Origin of the sequence: Calothrix sp. NIES-3974, assembly GCF_002368395.1 — a bacterium.
Taxonomy (GTDB): domain Bacteria; phylum Cyanobacteriota; class Cyanobacteriia; order Cyanobacteriales; family Nostocaceae; genus NIES-3974.
Genome location: NZ_AP018254.1, coordinates 3,145,957 through 3,163,807, shown reverse-complemented (window position 1 = coordinate 3,163,807; position 17,851 = coordinate 3,145,957). Strand labels below are relative to the sequence as shown.

Below are 17,851 nucleotides of genomic sequence, written 5' to 3'. Positions count from 1 at the left end.
AATGTCTTTATAAAACGCTACAAATGTCTAGATGCAAAATACTTGCTACAAACTGAAAACCAAGGTTAAGCTAGTGGCGACTCTAACTCGAAGCAAAGCCCTGTAAATCAAGGAATTACCCGCGATTAGGATTTACTAATCGCGAGTTCTGATGGTAATCATTAATTAAGTTAATGATTCTAAATAATCGCGAATCAGGTTACGACGTTTAGGCTGACGTAGCTTTTGTAGGGCTTTAGATTCAATTTGGCGAACACGTTCACGGGATAGGTCCAATGCTCGTCCAATTTCAGCTAAGGAATAGGGATGACCATCAGCCAAACCAAAACGCATCAGGATAACATCCCGTTCACGGGTAGTTAAGTCGGATAACAAACTTTGTAAATCCCGTTGTAAAGACTCACGCATTAACATTTCTTCGGGTGTTACGCCGTCTGTTTCTAGCAATTCGCCCAGTTCCGTATCTTTGTCTTTACCGACTTTGGTTTCTAGGGAAACTGAACGGGGAACCCTTAACAAAACTTCACGTACTTGGGCAGGAGTCATTTCCAACTCAACAGCCAAATCTTCCAAAGTTGGGGTACGTCCCTTTTCTTGAGCGATTTTACGTTGGGCTTTTTTGATTTTGTTGAGTTTTTCGGTGATGTGGACTGGTAGGCGAATTGTCCGACTAGAGGTTGCGATCGCCCGGGTAATACCTTGACGAATCCACCAATAGGCGTAGGTACTAAAACGATAACCCTTAGTGGGGTCAAATTTTTCGACTGCTCGTTCCAATCCCAAAGTACCTTCCTGTACCAGGTCAAGTAATTCCAAACCTCGATTTTGATACTTTTTGGCCACAGATACCACCAGACGTAAATTCGCCTTAATCATGTGTTCCTTAGCCTGTAGTCCGTCGCTTTGGATTTGCTCCAATTCGGTGACACTAATGGCAGCTGTTTCAGCCCAACGACGTTTACCCTTGGCTAAAATTTGCTTCAGTTCAAACACATCGACATTAACACTTTTGGCCCATCTTTCCAAGGAAGGGCGGTGTCCCAACTCAGAAGCTAAACGTTCTTGAGCCTCAATTGCCCGTAAATATACAGCAATCGTATCATCACCTTTTTTGGCTGCATCTGCCAAAACAATCCGCATCCGCAAATAACGCTGAACTTTCTGAGCCTCAGAAACCTCCTCATCCCGTCCGAGTAAACGAACTCGACCAATTTCCTGTAGATACAACCGCACCAAATCCGTACTACGACGATTCGGAGTGGCACCAAAATTAGTTGATTCTGGTGTGGACGAATTGAAATTTTCTTCCTGAAGAGAAGCCATCTCCAACTCCTGTAAATCTTCAGGCGATAATTCCGGCTCCTCTACCGTCAGTTCCGGATCGAAGACTTGGTTGGGTTCAATGGCTTCGTAGGCGGCATCTGCGTAAAAAGATGTTGCTGGCATAAGGCTTAATCTCAATGGCTCCAGGTAACAATAGATGACGGTGAATCAGTGCTTGATTTCCGGGTTTTCCCGGTCAAAGCAGTTCTTAACCCGTACTTGCAAAACCTATCCCGTCGGGTTGGGTCAGCTAATCATAATCAACTGATGCTATTGTTCCCGCGATTTTGCACGAACTAACATAGTTGAGGGGAATTTTCGGATCTTTTTTTAGAAAAAATTTGCTAATGTCGCTTTTAATACTTGACAGACTGACAAAAATTCAAAATATAACAGTCTCATTAAATCCATTTACCTCTCTCTCAATGGCTTTGTGCCCGAAATTTCCGACCTTGCCAAAATAAACAGTTGACCGTAGCTTTTTAGACATGGTATAAACAAGATTAGGTAAAAATCATGTTTATAATTGGCATAGTCATATCTACAGGTATGTAGCTTCCCTTTCCTGACGGTTTTATGGAAGCTTTAATATTTTTTTGACCAAAAATAATTCGTATTTGTCAGCAGTCGGCAATTTCTCATCAGACCGCAGTACATAGTGGAATTGCGATGTGTCGATTAAGATGATATTTAATCTAGTAACTTGGGGATGTTATATTTCTCTGATAAGAGAATACTATGAACCAGTTATCTACCAACCCCTGGAGATGGAACAAGTGAAGGGCGATCGCGGAATCTGATCCGTTGAGGATTTGTAAAATCTTACATATAAAAGAGTTGTTGACTGTTAACTGTTGACAGTTATGACCCGCATTTTGAGCAAAACCCGAAAACTCAGAGGGAGTAGGAGGAAAATCAATCCCTTACTCAAGGCTTACAACTTAACTCGCTCAAAATCCAGGATAGGTGTAGACAAGCGTAGCACGGCTTCTTGTAGAGAAGCTTTCCTGTCGGGTACAGTCAAAACCTATATTTTTCACAACTGAAATCTGATTGTTCTATTAAGTTAGAAAAGGGGATGAGAAACGATGGCATACAGTAACTTTACCCTGGAAATGGTGCTGGAGCAGTTTCAACTGACAATTCGGGAAACGCGATCGCTTACCCAAGCCGATGGCTGATGTCGTAGGTTCATCGCTAAACCAATGACCCAAGTTTTCTGCTTCATATTGGGATCTTAAAAACACTTTTTTGGTCTCCCCACATCCATTTGGCAAGTATCCCCTTAGACGAAGTATTTGAGGGTTTGCATATAAAATATGACATGCTCAGTTGAAATATCACCAACTGCGATCGCTGAGTTATTCGCTACTCTTCCTCAAAGATAGCTGAAATATCTCGTGCTGCATGAATTACCCGCACTATCTCTATATATTCATCGGTGTCTAAGTAAAAAATTAGGTATCTCGCAAAACCTTTTACAGCCCACTTCCGCATATTAAATAAACGTGAGTTGACAGATTTGCACGAGCTACCAATCCCAGGATTTTTTGCCAGTTGGGAAAAAGTTAACCTGATTGCATCAAAAAATTTCAACGCCACATCGTAATTATCTTGGGCAATATAAGCAAAAGCAAACAATTCATCAATATCTTCGCTTGCTTTTGGTGTAATAGTGATGCGTAGCGTCATTTATTCTTATGTGGGAATCGTTGCTTAATTTGAGCGCGTTTTTTTTCCCACCATTCATCTGTCACCTCAATCGCTTCCCCGCTATCCAAACCCTCTAATAACATTGCTTCTAACTTTTGTTCTTCAGCTTTTTTTTGGGCTTGGCGAATTAAATCGCGGATATACTCACTTGCAGTACTGTAACCACCTTTGACTACTTCAGAATCAATAAAAGCTCGCATCGCTTCCGGTAAAGATATGTTCAGTGTTGTCATCGGCTATTGACCTTGGTTGAGTTGATTTAATTATGACAAATTTTGCCAATATATGCCAACAACCAAACCCCTTGCAATTCTCAACGTTTAACAATCTCGATTACAAATGCCTCATCCGCAGATGGTGGTTGAAAGAAACTGGTGACATGATAGAAAACCTCTTCGGTATCAAATAGCGCCCTTTCCGGATTGGTTTCTCGTCGCTGGGCTATTTGTTCGATACAAGTTTTATCATCGACATCAAGATAAATTAGCCGATGGGGAATGCCTTCATGAAAAAATATCTCTTTGAACCATGCTCTTTGATTTCTCGTATTTGCAGGGAAATCCATGACTACGGAGATTCCTGAATTGAGTATGCTTCTGATATGGGATTTTAATAGTGGTTTGAGGCGATTGGCATATTTTAAATAATCATCGAAATTGTTGATTTCCTCCGGGTAAAGAGTTGATAACCAATCATCCTCAGATAGGAGGATTGCATTTAATTCTTGGGAAATTTGTCGAGATAAAGTTGATTTACCCGCACCCATTTTCCCACAGAAGAATATCAAAGTTCCTTTTGAATACATTTGTTTTATCCCTGACGTACCTTTGTGTCAATAAAGCCTTGGTGTGGTGAATCTATCAGGTACTGGAATCATTTTGAGCTTGCTGATTCCATTTCATTGGTGTCCCCCATATCCCTTTACAAAAGAAGCGATCGCCACTTTCCCTAAATCCAATTTTCTGATAAAAAGCTACAGCTATCTCCGCAGCATTAACTGTAACTTCCTCAAAGTCGTTTGCACACCGGATAAACAGTTCTCGACCAATTCCCTGACGAGAAAACTCCCTACGGACAAACAGCAACGACAAATGATTTCCCCTTTTAAATGCGATAAAACCCACAACTATCCCATTCCAGGTTGCAACAAGGGTTTTTTCTTTGCTAACAATCCTTTCTTTTAATTCTTCGGGGTGACAAATTTGTAACCACTCAGCAACACTTTCTGGTGTACCATCAGTGAGTTCCCATAAGTCCGCAGCAGACCACATACACCCACTGATTTGGTGTTCGTCTCCTAGTTGGGGTGGTCTGTAGATAATGGTGTTCATTGTTCTTTGGAACTGGGATTTAAATGAGTAGAACTAGTTAAATTTTCCATTTTATTCTTGATTTTCTGGTGGGAGAGAAAAAGGTGTTCCCTGATGGAACCGAAGTTCCCAACCATTAGTTGTTCGTGACCAAATTGAATTTCTATGGGTATGTTCGACAATACCATCGTAGCTGAATGCGCTATCGTAGGTAACTTGGGCAATATTCTCATCCAGCAGACGAATGTGTAATTCTGGTAAGGGGGAAAGGGTATCCTTTTTTTGACGTGTTGTAGCAAGTGTGTTTTCCCGATACCAAACGCGTCCAGAACGTCCAAATTCAAAAAAATCGTCTGCTAGCAATTCTTGAAGACGTTCTTTATCAATATCTGAGTCCCATAACTCTTGCTCTAAGCGTTCGAGAGTTTCTCGATCTTTGCGACTAATTTCCATCACGACCTTTTTGTGTATTACTAAATTTAGAAAGGCAAAATCATGACATTAACCCACCCAGGAGAGAACCCAGAAAGATGATTGATTTTTGCGCAACTTTGTCATGAGTTTCGTTTAGTCCAACCGTGGAACCCACCTCAAGAAACATCGATTACCTTGTTGGTCAGTAATTTCTGCACCTAATCGCTGATAAAAACCAAGTCCGCGAATATTTCGAGCATCCGCATTCCAAGCAAGATGACTACAATGATTTTCTTTGGCAATTTGAGCTAGTTTTTCCATCAGTGCAGTTCCTGCACCTTGACTTCTGTGATTTTCATCTACGTATAAATCATCAAGCCAAATGCTCGGTTGACCGACAAACGATGAATATCTGAATCCATACAATGCAAATCCGATGTCGCATCCCGAAGATTCTGCAAACAAAACGTATGCAAAAGGGGTTTTTCCAAACAGCGTCTTGCTGATTTTCTCTGGGGTAACTTGCAACACTCCAGAAAAAGCACCAATATCGCGATCGAACTCAGCTTTCCTCTGGATAAACGAGAAAATGAGCGAAATATCATTGGGGTTTGCGGGTCTGGTTTTCATAATTTGTATTTAATTTAGTTAGTAACAGCTTTGGATTCGATAATTACAGAAAATTTGATTGGTGAAATAAAGAGATGATGTACCGCTTATGAAGTTGGACTCTGGGGTGCTTGTATTACTTCCCAAAGTAGCCATACTGATATTGTCAAACCGATTGCACCACTGATTAACCCTGCTGGTATGGTGATTAAATGCTGGGTATATCCCAGATAGTAAACCCAAACACTTAAAGGAAACAGTAACAATAATCCAGTCAGACTACCGGGACGAAGTTGTTGATATTTCCAACTCAAAAACAAGTGGTCGAGTAGGGGATGGGTAAGACCAACCGCAGGTAAAATCATCCCCAAAATAGGTAATTTCCACCCTGCAAAGGCTGTAACAAAGGCAAAGATAAATACGGGTATATTTTCGAGAAATAATATACGGTCAAAAACAACCAAACGCCAATCGGGTTTAACTTTTGCATAAGCTGGTAGCCATACTTCCGCGATTGTATGCAAAATTAACGCGATCGCTAATAGCCAAATCGATAAATTCTGTAATTCCATAGTTATTTGGTAATTAATATTATTGAAATTTTCCGATTGATAAGGCTTTATCCCATCAATAATCACCACATAAATAAATTCATATTGGGTGTGAGTCATTCCGAGGATTGAGTCACACCCTTTTTATGTATCGGGATTTATCAGGGTTTGATGCAACAGATATTTTGGTGAAAGTTTCTTCACAAACCCCAAGAGGATGTTCGGAAAGTGTCAAGAAGTACTTTATCAACCACTTATTGAAGACAGGGAATAGCCTCAAACGGTATATTTGTCGTTATAAACTACTCCCGACTCCCAAAAAAACGAGCTTGTTAAGTATTAAAATCGACTTTGAAAACATCCTCTAACTAATATCAGCCTTTCTGGTAATTTCGCATTGCTTTAGTAATCTTTTTCCATTTTTCCTTTTCGGCAAGATACTCCCTTTGGTCTTGTTTTCTTTCCATGTACTTAATTTCCTTCTGCAATTTTTGGTAATTCGCAAACCGCGATGCATCCAAGCTCCCTTCCTGCAAAGCTTGTCGTACTGCACAACCGGGTTCATGTTCGTGTTGGCAGTCGCGAAAACGACATTGCTGTGCTAATTCTGCAATATCTGCAAAGCTTTCCGATATTCCTTCCTCTCCACTCCATATCTGTAATTCCCGCATTCCTGGAGTATCGATGATTAATCCGCCTGTGGGCAATCGGAGCAGTTCTCGGTAGGTGGTGGTATGTTTCCCACGACTATCTCCCTGACGCACAGTTTGGACTGCTTGCACCGTTTCACCCAAGAGTTGGTTGGTAATCGTTGATTTACCTACCCCAGAGGAACCTAATAAGGCTACGGTTTGTCCCGGTCGCAAATATGGTTGGAGTGTTTCTAATCCTTGGTTGGTGGCTGCACTAATGGTCATAATTGGCACACCTAGAGCAATTGACTCAACTTCTGCCAAACAGTTCTCCAAGTTAGGACAGACATCGGCTTTATTGAAGACAATTACGGGATTTGCACCGCTTTCCCATGCCAAAATTAAATAGCGCTCTATGCGTCTAGGATTAAAGTCACCATCCAAACCGGACACTAAAAATACCGTATCGATGTTAGTAGCTACTATTTGCTCTGTGGTTTCTGAACCAGCTGCTTTACGGGAAAACTTGCTTTTGCGGGGTAAAATCTCGTGGATGGTTGCGGTTCCTTCCTTTTCCCTGGTGCGGATAACAACCCAATCACCGACTGCGGGAAAATCTTGGCGATCGCTTGCACGGTAGCGGAGTTTACCTGTAATTTCCGCCGATATTTCTGCATTTTCACTTTGCAGTATGTAACTATTTCTGCACTCAATTACTACCCTAGCCACGGAAAATCCTTGCTGACGGTAGGGTGCAAAGTGGTTGGCAAAAAAATCACTCCAACCCCATAATTCCAAATTCATGATGATTTCCTCAATACGTGTTACTTGTGTGACACAAGGCACGCAGAAGAATTTATTAGTTCATTTCCGAGTTATTTAGACCTAATTATCTCGACTGGAAAAGCAAGATGGGAAAATCTAGATAGAAAAAACGGGATTGGGAAAGTTGAACCAACAATTCTGCTCCTTGCGTCGGTTTTGTGGGGATATTTCGACAGAGATGGCAGTAAATACAGTCATAGTTCAACCTCCTGTGAGGGTTTTGTATTTTGAGAATAGCCATTTAATAAACAGCTATTTAGTTATTAACAACTTGGGAGGGGGTAATTCCAGAAAAAGTCGATAAAAATACGGTGCAATTCTGTTCTTGAGTTGTTACGCTCTTTCTAAACTATGGTTTCGAGGGTGGCGATCGCAGGTCATTTTTCCAATCCAAAATCCAAAATCCTATCACTGTTCCGGTTTTGCATCTCGCAGCATCAATTCCGTTAAAGCATCTGTGGGTGTGATTTCTCCTTCTAGGATGCGTTGAACTTGTTCAGCAATCGGCATAGATATATGATATTGGTGAGCGCGTTGGAGCAAGACACGACAGGTATTAACCCCTTCAGCTGTTCCAGGGAGATGGGTGAGAATTTCAGTGAGGGTTTTCCCTTGAGCTAGTTGATAACCAACTTGGTAATTGCGACTGAGGGGACTGTTGCAGGTGGCTAATAAATCTCCTAAACCGGATAAACCGTAAAAAGTTTCTGGCTTTGCACCCCAGAAAACACCAATACGCACCATTTCCGCTAGTCCTCTGGTGACTAATGCCGCTTTGGCATTGGTTCCCAATTCTAAACCATCACAGACACCAGCCGCGATCGCAATCACATTTTTTAAGGTTCCTCCTAATTCCACACCTAAAGGATCAAGGTTGGTGTAAACTCTAAATCTAGGTGAGGAAAAGACTTGTTGGATGGATTCGGCTGCGGTTGGGGAATAACTGGCGACTACGGTTGCAGCAGGTAGTTGTTGTTGAATTTCTTTGGATAAATTTGGTCCAGAGAGGACAACTACCGGATGGGAAGGAAACATTTCCTGCCATATCTGTGCAGGGGTGCGGGTGGTTTCTGGGTCGAGTCCTTTTGTGGCTGTGACAAAAATTACTTGACTAGAAATAGGTAGGGATTGTATTTGGCGAGCGACTTGGCTAACTCCTGACATGGAAACCGCCGATAAGATAATATCAGCATTTTCAACGGCATTCGCTAAGGTGAGGGAACCGCGACGAGACCAAATGCGAACATTATGGTTATTGGCTAGAGCGATCGCTGCTAATGCGTTTCCCCATGCACCAGCACCAAGAATCGTGATTGATTGGGATTTGGGTTGTTGGGATTTGATGTTACTCAAGTTGGGATGTGAGGTTTTTGGATGTTTTGACAGAAAACAGTATGGGCTGAAGTACTTACAACACCCAATTATTTTAATGCAACTGTGTAACGGCTTTACATTTCATCTCAAAAATCTCATCTCCGTAAATTTTGTTACAATTTGCTATTTTTCTTTGCACAAAAAGATATACAATCAAAGCACCAGAGATACACTTATGCAGACGCAGATAAATCGATCACTTTTATCTGCGTTTTCTCATTGATGAACCTCTCCGCAGAACGGAGAGGGGCAGAAAAACTCTTGTTTTAGACCAAAAATCAATGCTTTCAAGGATTACCTGTCTCCTCTCTCCTTGGTTACAGACAACTCCGGATCACGATGCATCAGGGGACGTAATGCATTTAAACCAGCTGCGATCGCCGAACCATTGTGAACGATTGTTGCAGCCAGGGGATGGATTCCGACCGTTCCTGCGAGTCCGAGTGCAGCTAAGTTAGGCATCACGGAGATACCGATATTTTGATGAATCACCTGTTGGGTTTCCTGGGCGATTTCCATTGCTTCGGTAAAGCTGGTCAAGTTATTTTCCATTAACACCACATCGGCGGTTTCCCTGGCGATTTCGGAACCGTTACCGAAGGAAATTGATACATCGGCATAGGCTAGGGCGGCGGAATCATTTACTCCATCTCCGGTATAACCGACTACTCTGCCTTGGGCGGTTAGTTGTTGAATTATTTCCGCTTTGCGTTCGGGAAAGGCTTCTGAATGAACACAATTAGGGGGAATACCTAGTTGTTGGGCGACATGGTGGGCGCGATGGTGGCTGTCTCCGGTGAGGATATGAACTTCGATGCCGCATTGCTGTTGAAGTTGGGCAATGACTGCGGCGCTTTCAATTCGTAGGGGGTCGGTATAACTAATTACGCCTTGCCATTTACCGTTGACAGCTACATAAATCAGGGATTCCCTTGAGGTAGAGTGGTAATTACGGATATGGTCGTATAGGTGGTGGAGGGAATCAAAGTCGTCACAATTACAGGTGTCACAGAGGGAAACACCGACAGAAGCAAAAAAGCGATCGCTACCCACTAGTACTTTTTGTCCATCAATTTCGGCGTGGACTCCGCCACCAATTTCGTAGTTCCAGCTTTGTCTAGTGAGGGGTTCGATTCCTTGTTGACGGGCATATTCACAAATAGCGATCGCGACGGGATGGGTTAGTCTTTGTTCGGCGGATGCGGCTAATTCTAGCACCCGTTGGGCTGGTAAGCGTCCGGGGAGGGCTTGGACTGCAACTACTTCCACTTCGCCTTTGGTGAGGGTACCTGTTTTATCGAAGACAAGGGTATCCACCTGTGCTAATTTCTCTAATGCCCGACCACTACGGACAATTACACCATGTCGAGTGGCGTGGGTTAGGGCTGCTAAATAGGTTGTGGGTAGGGATACGCGAATCCCGGTCATGAAATCTAGGGTTAAAATTGATGCTGCTCTGGCGGGGTTACGGGTGACTAGAAACACTAGACTGGAAAATAATAGGGCAGGAAAAATGGTTTTATCGGCAATGTGGGCCGCGTGATTTTCCATGCGGGTATCATGGATGGGTGCTTGCTGGACAAGTTTGATACTTGCGGCGGCTCTGGTGCTGTAGCCGACCCGTTCTGCCCGGAGATAAATTTGTCCTTCCCGCACCAGGGTGGAAGCATAGACCTGTTCACCTGCTATCCGGTAAACTGGCATTGGTTCCCCGGTTAATTTTTGTTGATCGATGAGGGCATTACCCCGTAAAATTACTCCATCAACGGGGATTTGTTCCCCAGGATAGACAATCACCGTATCGCCGATTTTCACATCACTGGCAGCAATTTGTATTTTTTCGCCGTTGGCTTGTTCCACCCAAGCATATTTCGCGAGGGATGCGAGCAAATCTGTCACATTATTACTGCTTTTGCGAGCAGTGCGATCGCGGATTGTATCGCCAATTTCGTGCAAGGTCATCATTAACGCGGGAGTGAGGAGATTTCCTTGGCTGGCAGTTAAAATAATGGCAAGCAAATCCAAACAATCAAGATTTAATTTGCGATCGCGATGTATACTTTCATAGGCTCTTTTGGCGACGGGAACCGCAGCACAAGTTACTGCCGCAGCCACAAAAATACCGGGAATTGGCAATCCTAAACTTAATAATGCCAAACTTGTTGCCACTAGAGGTAGTTTGAGGGCGTGTTCTTCCTGGTTCTGTTTGCCGTTAGTAGAAGTTGTAGAATCAACTTTAATATCTTTAATATCCGCGACTGGTAAGCGATGGGCTGTATGCAGAACTTTTTCTAAATGCGATCGCCGTTTCAGTTGATTTTCCCGTGTATATTCATAGGAAATGGCAATTGAACTGGCTGCACGTTGAATTTTGACATTTGTCACCCAGGGTATGGCTGTGAATATTCGCTGTAGATGTGGTGCATAATCAGCATTTACCGCCAACATCGCCACACGAAACCGCACCCGACCCGGAACCGCATGGACAACTTGATAATTCACATCGGAATTTGTCCCTTGTTTTGCGGTCGATTGCCACACAGGTAATGATTTTGTCGCAATTAAGTTTGCAGCCAATGTCATCAGAAAATCCCCTTGCGGAAAAAGGTACAAATACGGAGCAAGTTTCTTGCACAGGACTTACGCGTGGACTATATTTACCCCATATTTCTGGTGACTACTCCCTTTGTCTGGTGTAGAGGTGTAGCGGCAATTCCCAAAATAGATTTTTTCAACGAGTGCGTAAATCCTATTATTTTTTGCCCCAAATAATTCACCATCAAATTGATTTAATTCCATTAAATAATATTGCCATCAGATATGTCACTAACGTAATTATTCGTAAACAAGTATTTGTGGATTTTTATTGCAATTAATTATTAATTATTGGATGGTTTTAAATGCATATTTTTCCTAAATTAAATATGCTGATATCGCAATACAGTTCAGTTAGACTTAAAAGCCTGATTATTGGGTAGGTTGGGTTGAAGAATTTAGAGGCAGTAGCCCTCGTGGAATGGGTCCCCACGCGGAGCTTAGGGACGAGATCATCACAAAAACTGTGTGAACTTATGGGTAAATTTCCACAAAATCAACAGTCTATGCAAAGCCTCAACCCAACCTACAGTTATCTTTAACACCAAGCGTATTGGCTGATATCGCATTTCAAAAATCAATCAAATAAAGAGAAGGACTAGTTAAAATTTTAGCCCTTCTCCTCGATATGATTCTAGTTAACAGTTGTCGGACATGCTGCAATTCCAATTAAATCCAGCCATAATTACGCCTAGACAGTCGTAATTTCCTTTTCCTTTTCTGCCAAGAGTTTGTCAATTTTGCCAGTATATTCGTTGGTTAGCTTTTGCAATTGATCTTGTAAATCGCGGGATTCATCCTCAGAGATTTCTGAGGCTTTCTCCTGTTTGCGAATTGAATCAATGGCATCTCGACGGATATTCCGAATTGCCACCCGTCCTTCCTCTGCATACTTAGCAGCAATTTTGACAAATTCTTTCCGACGTTCGGTAGTCAGGGGGGGAATATTCAAGCGAATTACGGAACCGTCATTACTGGGGGTTAACCCCACATCTGACATCGAAATTGCTTTTTCAATGATGTTTAAACTACCCTTGTCATAGGGTTGAATAATGAGAGTAGTTGCATCAGGTGTGCCAATATTTGCTAAAGATTTCAGTGGGGTGGGCGAACCATAGTATTCGACCATAACTTTATCAAGCAAGCTCGCATTGGCGCGACCTGTCCGAATTGTGTTAAAAGACCTTTGAGTTGCCTCTATTGTCTTTTGCATATTACTTTCAACATCAGCTAACTTCACAAGAACCTCCCACAAGCGTGCCAATCGATTCTCCCATAACTGCGCGGCGAATATTGCCAGAGACAGTTAGGTCAAAAACTAAAATTGGGATATTGTTATCTTTACATAATGCGATCGCAGTGCTATCCATGACGCGCAATTCTTTCGCCAACACGTGTCCATAGGTTAAAGTATTGTAACGCTTGGCATCCGGATATAATTTCGGGTCAGCATCATAAATACCATCCACCTTGGTTGCCTTAAAAATTACGTCCGCATCGATTTCTGCTGCTCTTAAAGCCGCAGTTGTATCAGTCGTAAAAAAGGGATTCCCCGACCCAGCACCAAAAATAACCACCCGTCCCTTTTCCAGATGACGGATGGCTCGACGACGAATATAGGGTTCGGCTAATTCCTGCATGGCGATCGCTGTTTGTACCCTAGTTTGCACGCCAATGCGTTCGAGGCTATCTTGTAAGGTCATGGCATTCATTACCGTAGCAATCATCCCGATATAATCGGCATTTGCTCGATCCATTCCTGCTGAAGCCGCTTTGACTCCCCGAAAAATATTGCCACCGCCGACGACAATGGCCATTTGAACACCTGTTGTGGAGACTACCTCCGCAATCTCTTGAGCAATTTCCTTAACCACTTCGGGGTCAATTCCATAGCCTAGATTGCCCATTAAGGCTTCACCACTCAGTTTAAGTAAAACCCGTCGGTAATGTGTACCCATGAAGTTAAGCTTTTTTTCAAAAAAGTTGCAATTTCCTCCAATTTAAGATAACAGTACCCGGCATATCTGTCTCTAGTTTGTCTCTAGTTACGCCAAATTATATTAGTGCCAATTACTTCTGTCTCTGTTATTTCGATCACCTTCCCGGCAATTAAAGACGCGATCGCATTGTGTAAGTAAGGTTGTTTTACACCCCCAACTCCCTGGGGATGATCGTCAATCTGTCCCCGATAGCGGACAATCCCATTACTATCGATTAAAAACGCTGTTGGAGTAGCTGTCCCCCCAAAACTACGCATTACATCCTGAGTCGAATCCCACAAATATGGAAAATTTAATTGCCGTTCCTGGGCAAATTTCTCCATCATTTTGACTGTTGTATGGGCATCTTCCCCCACATCTGTCGAATTTAAACCCACCAATGTCACGTTTTGATGACAAAACTGACTTTGTAGGGATTTTAAGCGGTCAATATATAAATCAACATAGGGACATGTGTTTGCCATCGAAATTACGGCAATGGCGCGGAATTTCTCTAGATAACGGCTCAAATGATGAACTTGTCCGTCGATTCCCGGTAGTTCAAAATCTGGCGCATAGTTACCAATGGGATTGTTGAGCATTTCTAGCGTTTTCATTTCCCCTGATGTTTTTGGAAATTAATAATTACACTTGGTAGGTGTTGCTGTGTTTCTGGGTTGAATTGTGGTAATGAGTTTTTATATAAGTGCAAATCTAAGATAATAAACATTGTAACCACGTAGCCAGTCAGCGTAAATTGTAAAACCACTTAATCACCTTTGCCAATCATGTTTAATTTGTTTTAAATCTAAACAATCGTCCCCATATTCTCCGAATTTATACTGAGGATACTTTGTTGTCATTTATCGGCTGTGATTTTGCGATCGCTCTACCTTTATATCCTGGTTACTTAGGTGATAGTATAAGTTGTATTACGATAAATAAATTTTTGTTAAAGATTTCCGACCCATACACCATTGATCCTAAAAGCAGTATAGAAATTTTGCTCAACCGAACCCGATTGAAGCCATTAAATTAATCCCAAATCAAATGACCATACTAGCTTCAGAACAGACAAACAAAGCCAAAACTTGGTATTGGAAAGGATTTCCCACCACCTATTACCAGGAAGGGGAAACAGGTGCAGCAGTCGTTCTTGTCCACGGATTTGGTGCATCATGGCAGCATTGGCGCAAAAATATCCCGGTCTTAGCTCAAACATGTCGAGTGTTTGCTATTGATTTGCTTGGATTTGGTGGTTCAGCCAAACCCTCACCAACTCAAATTGGTTACACCTTTGAAACCTGGGGACAACAGCTAGCCGATTTTTGCCGTGAAGTAGTAGGAGAACCAGCCTTTTTAGTAGGAAATTCCATCGGTTGTATAGTCATTCTCCAAGCTGCTGTAGATCATCCCGAAATTGCTCGCAGTGTCGCTTTACTTAATTGCTCTTTACGGCTATTACATGACCGCAAACGCGCTAGCTTACCTTGGTTACGTCGGACTGGAGCGCCGATTTTACAAAAAATTTTGGCATGGAAACCACTAGGGAAACTGTTTTTTCAACAGTTAGCAACCCCGAACACTGTCCGGAAGGTTTTATTACAAGCCTACAAAGATAGAAGTGCTGTCACAGACGAACTTGTCGAAATTCTCATCCAACCCGCTCGTGATGTCGGTGCAGCAGAGGTTTTTTTAGCCTTTACCGCCTATTCTACAGGTCCGTTGGCAGAAGATTTATTACCCCAACTTCCCTGTCCAGGAATCATTATTTGGGGAAGTGCTGACCCCTGGGAACCCATCGAACTCGGACAAGAATTAGCGAATTATCCGCAAATCCTCAAATTTATTCCCCTAGAAGGTGTCGGTCACTGTCCTCAAGATGAAGCACCCCACTTAGTGAATCCGCTTTTATTGGATTGGATTAACTCAAATCCCGAAAAATTACAGGGAGTAGGGATTAGGGAGTAGTATTCGACCACATTAATTTTGATGAGAAAAGAAAGGCACATAGTAGCGCTTTATATCAATTTAATGTAAAGTTGCACATAATTTGAACCCACTCCTTCACCTACGAAGAGGGAGAAATCTAGTCCCCTCACCGATTACGGGGAGGGTTAGGGTGGGGTTCTTTCTATGGGTCTTCATATTAAATTGGTATTAGCGCTTCATATATCCTAGTAGAACAGAAAACCGTCCTTGTCGGACTTTGCTCTAAACCCGGTTTTTTCAGGTAAAGTGGTAGCTATTTTTGGTAAAAAATACTATAATTCAAATAACAACACCAAACTACTGTATTTATAAGCAGTGTTCTCAGTAGATTCTAGTCGCGAGACTGGAAAGGGATGGCAACCCATACAGCACTGAGAGTAGTTGAATATCAAAGCTTGTCGCTACCCAAAATAAAACCATCAAATCTCCTCTAGAAAACAGGAAGGAGAAAGGGTAATTTGTATGAGTATGTCCGCAAGCTTTTGATTCAGAATCCAGCTTGGACAGAAAATTCCCTGAAGATAATGGTGTTGTTGGTAAATTCATGGGGTGTTTTACCCCGGCTAATTTAAATTATATAGTTTCAACTATTAGCTGGGATTTGCAATTTCCCACAAACTTGAGTCTACAGGTTCAACCTTTCTTGAGTTGGGATAAATGCTTTGATCCATGATTTAAGAAAACCAACAGTATCCTCAATTTCAGGAATTTCCAAAAGACGCTACACCTGCAACAAAGCTAATCGCCAAATGTAGCTATACTGTCTCCAAAATTTTGTGATTCTGACTCATTTTGACCTATTCCTTTTCCGAGGATGTTTTAAAAGTCGATTTTAATACTTAATCTATCATTGTTTGGGAGGGAATCGGGAGTAGTTTATAACGAAAAATACACCCCTTGAGCCTATTTCCTGTCTTCAATAAGTGGTTGATAAGGTATTTATTGACACTTTCCAAACATCCTCTCAGCGACAACAATTATATCGTACTAAATATTAACGTCGAACCGTGTTCAAAACTGCCCTCGTAAAAAGTGCATCAACCCCGTCTTCGGGTACATTACCACTAGATTTATTCGCTGCAATTGACGATTTAAAACGTGAACTCAATGCCGTAATTTTGGCCCATTACTATCAAGAGCCGGACATTCAGGATATTGCGGATTATATTGGGGATTCTCTCCAATTAGCGCGTGCAGCTGCCAATACTAATGCAGACGTAATTGTTGTTGCTGGCGTACATTTTATGGCAGAAACGGCTAAAATTCTCAACCCCGATAAATTAGTTTTATTACCAGATATCAATGCTGGATGTTCCCTAGCAGATAGTTGTCCTCCGGAACAATTCGCTCAATTTAAAGCTGCCCATCCCCAACATTTCGTGATTTCCTACATTAATTGTTCGGCGGAAATTAAGGCGATGAGTGATATCATTTGCACTAGTTCTAATGCGGTAAAAATCGTTCAACAAATTCCTCCAGAACAACCAATTATTTTTGCTCCTGACCGCAATTTAGGACGCTATGTCATGGAGCAAACAGGTCGGGACATGCTGTTATGGCAAGGTAGTTGTATTGTCCACGAAACGTTTTCGGAAAAGCGAATTGTTCAGTTAAAAATTTCCCATCCCCAAGCTGAAACCATCGCTCATCCAGAGTGTGAAGAAAGTGTTTTACGACACGCTAATTATATTGGTTCTACAGCAGCTTTATTAAAATATTGTCAAGAAGTTGCGACCCAGGAGTTTATTGTTGCAACTGAACCAGGAATTATCCACCAAATGCAAAAAGCTGCTCCCCATAAACGTTTTATCCCTGCACCTGCGGAAAATAATTGTAACTGTAATGAGTGTCCATTTATGCGGTTAAATACTCTAGAAAAATTATATTTAGCAATGAAGCACCGAACACCAGAAATTACCATGAGCGAAGATACTCGTTTAGCTGCTTTGCGTCCCATCCAACGTATGTTAGAGATGAGTGTGTAGTTGATTTCGATGCAAGTCAAGGGAAAACAGGAAGTCATCAATCAACGAGGAACTCCCTCAACGCTGTTCAGTCCCTTGTGAAAAATGCAGGTAACGAAAATTCGATCTCATCAGGACTTACATAAGTGCTATTTGTGATTGCGATCGCAAGTAACCTATCCTCGGAAAGCAATTTCAGAGTTTTGGATGAGAACGTCAAGCCTACAGTTTATCGCTTTTAGTCGGTTGATGAGAGATTAGTCTTGACAAACAAGGGACTTTAAGCTGTCGGGTAATTCTCTCTACTTCCTGCTTTCTTCAGGAAAAATCTATCTGGGGAGACTTGTTCGATATTTTTTCGCCGATAATCTCCCCAATTTACCTGAATTTGCTAGTTATTTGGGAATTATGACTGATAAATCTAAAAAATGTATTAAGGGAAACGTAAATTTGGGAATTTAATGAGAATCTATAATATAGCTTTAATAAACGACATAAATCGAGGTCAAACAAAACATAAAGACCTTGAAAATAACAAACCATTAAAACCAAAGTATTGTTAAGCGTCAA

General features: G+C 41.9%; 16 protein-coding genes. 2 read left to right on the top strand and 14 right to left on the bottom strand.

Annotated elements, in window-relative coordinates:
- Positions 1–165: 165 nt before the first annotated feature.
- From sigC to CDC37_RS12635, 14 genes are all read right to left on the bottom strand, one after another.
- Positions 166–1,446, bottom strand: coding sequence for an RNA polymerase sigma factor SigC (sigC, locus tag CDC37_RS12700; RefSeq protein ID WP_096622307.1), 1,281 nt, complete (start codon positions 1,444–1,446; stop codon positions 166–168).
- Between the two features lie 1,245 nt (positions 1,447–2,691).
- A complete protein-coding gene (locus tag CDC37_RS12695) occupies positions 2,692–3,015 on the bottom strand; it encodes a type II toxin-antitoxin system RelE/ParE family toxin (RefSeq protein ID WP_096622306.1) in 324 nt (107 codons plus the stop codon).
- A complete protein-coding gene (locus tag CDC37_RS12690) occupies positions 3,012–3,269 on the bottom strand; it encodes a type II toxin-antitoxin system ParD family antitoxin (RefSeq protein WP_096622305.1) in 258 nt (85 codons plus the stop codon). The genes CDC37_RS12695 and CDC37_RS12690 overlap by 4 nt, the downstream gene beginning before the upstream one ends.
- Positions 3,270–3,349: 80 nt before the next feature.
- Complete coding sequence (locus CDC37_RS12685) at positions 3,350–3,841, bottom strand: AAA family ATPase (protein WP_096622304.1); 492 nt, start codon at positions 3,839–3,841, stop codon at positions 3,350–3,352.
- Between the two features lie 55 nt (positions 3,842–3,896).
- Positions 3,897–4,367, bottom strand: coding sequence for a GNAT family N-acetyltransferase (locus CDC37_RS12680; RefSeq protein WP_096622303.1), 471 nt, complete (start codon positions 4,365–4,367; stop codon positions 3,897–3,899).
- Between the two features lie 51 nt (positions 4,368–4,418).
- Positions 4,419–4,799: a nuclear transport factor 2 family protein gene (locus tag CDC37_RS12675; protein ID WP_096622302.1), complete on the bottom strand. Its 381-nt coding sequence runs from the start codon at positions 4,797–4,799 to the stop codon at positions 4,419–4,421.
- 114 nt (positions 4,800–4,913) lie between these two features.
- Positions 4,914–5,390, bottom strand: a complete 477-nt coding sequence (locus CDC37_RS12670) for a GNAT family N-acetyltransferase (RefSeq protein ID WP_096622301.1) — start codon at positions 5,388–5,390, stop codon at positions 4,914–4,916.
- Between the two features lie 86 nt (positions 5,391–5,476).
- The gene (locus tag CDC37_RS12665; RefSeq protein ID WP_231943047.1) at positions 5,477–6,040 is read right to left on the bottom strand and encodes an HXXEE domain-containing protein; all 564 of its coding nucleotides are present in this window, start codon (positions 6,038–6,040) and stop codon (positions 5,477–5,479) included.
- 254 nt (positions 6,041–6,294) lie between these two features.
- On the bottom strand, positions 6,295–7,356 hold the full coding sequence (gene rsgA / locus CDC37_RS12660) for a ribosome small subunit-dependent GTPase A (protein ID WP_096622300.1): 1,062 nt from the start codon (positions 7,354–7,356) through the stop codon (positions 6,295–6,297).
- Between the two features lie 429 nt (positions 7,357–7,785).
- Positions 7,786–8,730: an NAD(P)H-dependent glycerol-3-phosphate dehydrogenase gene (locus tag CDC37_RS12655; protein ID WP_442861038.1), complete on the bottom strand. Its 945-nt coding sequence runs from the start codon at positions 8,728–8,730 to the stop codon at positions 7,786–7,788.
- 315 nt (positions 8,731–9,045) lie between these two features.
- A complete protein-coding gene (locus CDC37_RS12650) occupies positions 9,046–11,334 on the bottom strand; it encodes a heavy metal translocating P-type ATPase (RefSeq protein WP_096622299.1) in 2,289 nt (762 codons plus the stop codon).
- 703 nt (positions 11,335–12,037) lie between these two features.
- Entirely contained in the window at positions 12,038–12,586 is a 549-nt protein-coding gene (frr, locus tag CDC37_RS12645) for a ribosome recycling factor (protein WP_096622298.1), read from the bottom strand.
- Complete coding sequence (pyrH, locus tag CDC37_RS12640) at positions 12,573–13,304, bottom strand: UMP kinase (protein WP_096622297.1); 732 nt, start codon at positions 13,302–13,304, stop codon at positions 12,573–12,575. Before pyrH ends, frr begins: the two co-directional genes overlap by 14 nt.
- Before the next feature lie 83 nt (positions 13,305–13,387).
- On the bottom strand, positions 13,388–13,942 hold the full coding sequence (locus tag CDC37_RS12635) for a thioredoxin family protein (RefSeq protein ID WP_096622296.1): 555 nt from the start codon (positions 13,940–13,942) through the stop codon (positions 13,388–13,390).
- Positions 13,943–14,375: 433 nt separating this feature from the next.
- Here CDC37_RS12635 and CDC37_RS12630 point away from each other — a divergent pair, with 433 nt between their 5' ends.
- Together CDC37_RS12630 and nadA are read left to right on the top strand one after the other, a co-directional pair.
- Positions 14,376–15,296 (top strand): alpha/beta fold hydrolase, encoded by a 921-nt coding sequence (locus tag CDC37_RS12630; protein WP_096622295.1) that lies wholly within the window; start codon positions 14,376–14,378, stop codon positions 15,294–15,296.
- A gap of 1,028 nt (positions 15,297–16,324) precedes the next feature.
- Positions 16,325–17,302, top strand: coding sequence for a quinolinate synthase NadA (gene nadA, locus CDC37_RS12625; protein ID WP_096622294.1), 978 nt, complete (start codon positions 16,325–16,327; stop codon positions 17,300–17,302).
- The last annotated feature ends 549 nt before the right edge of the window (positions 17,303–17,851 follow it).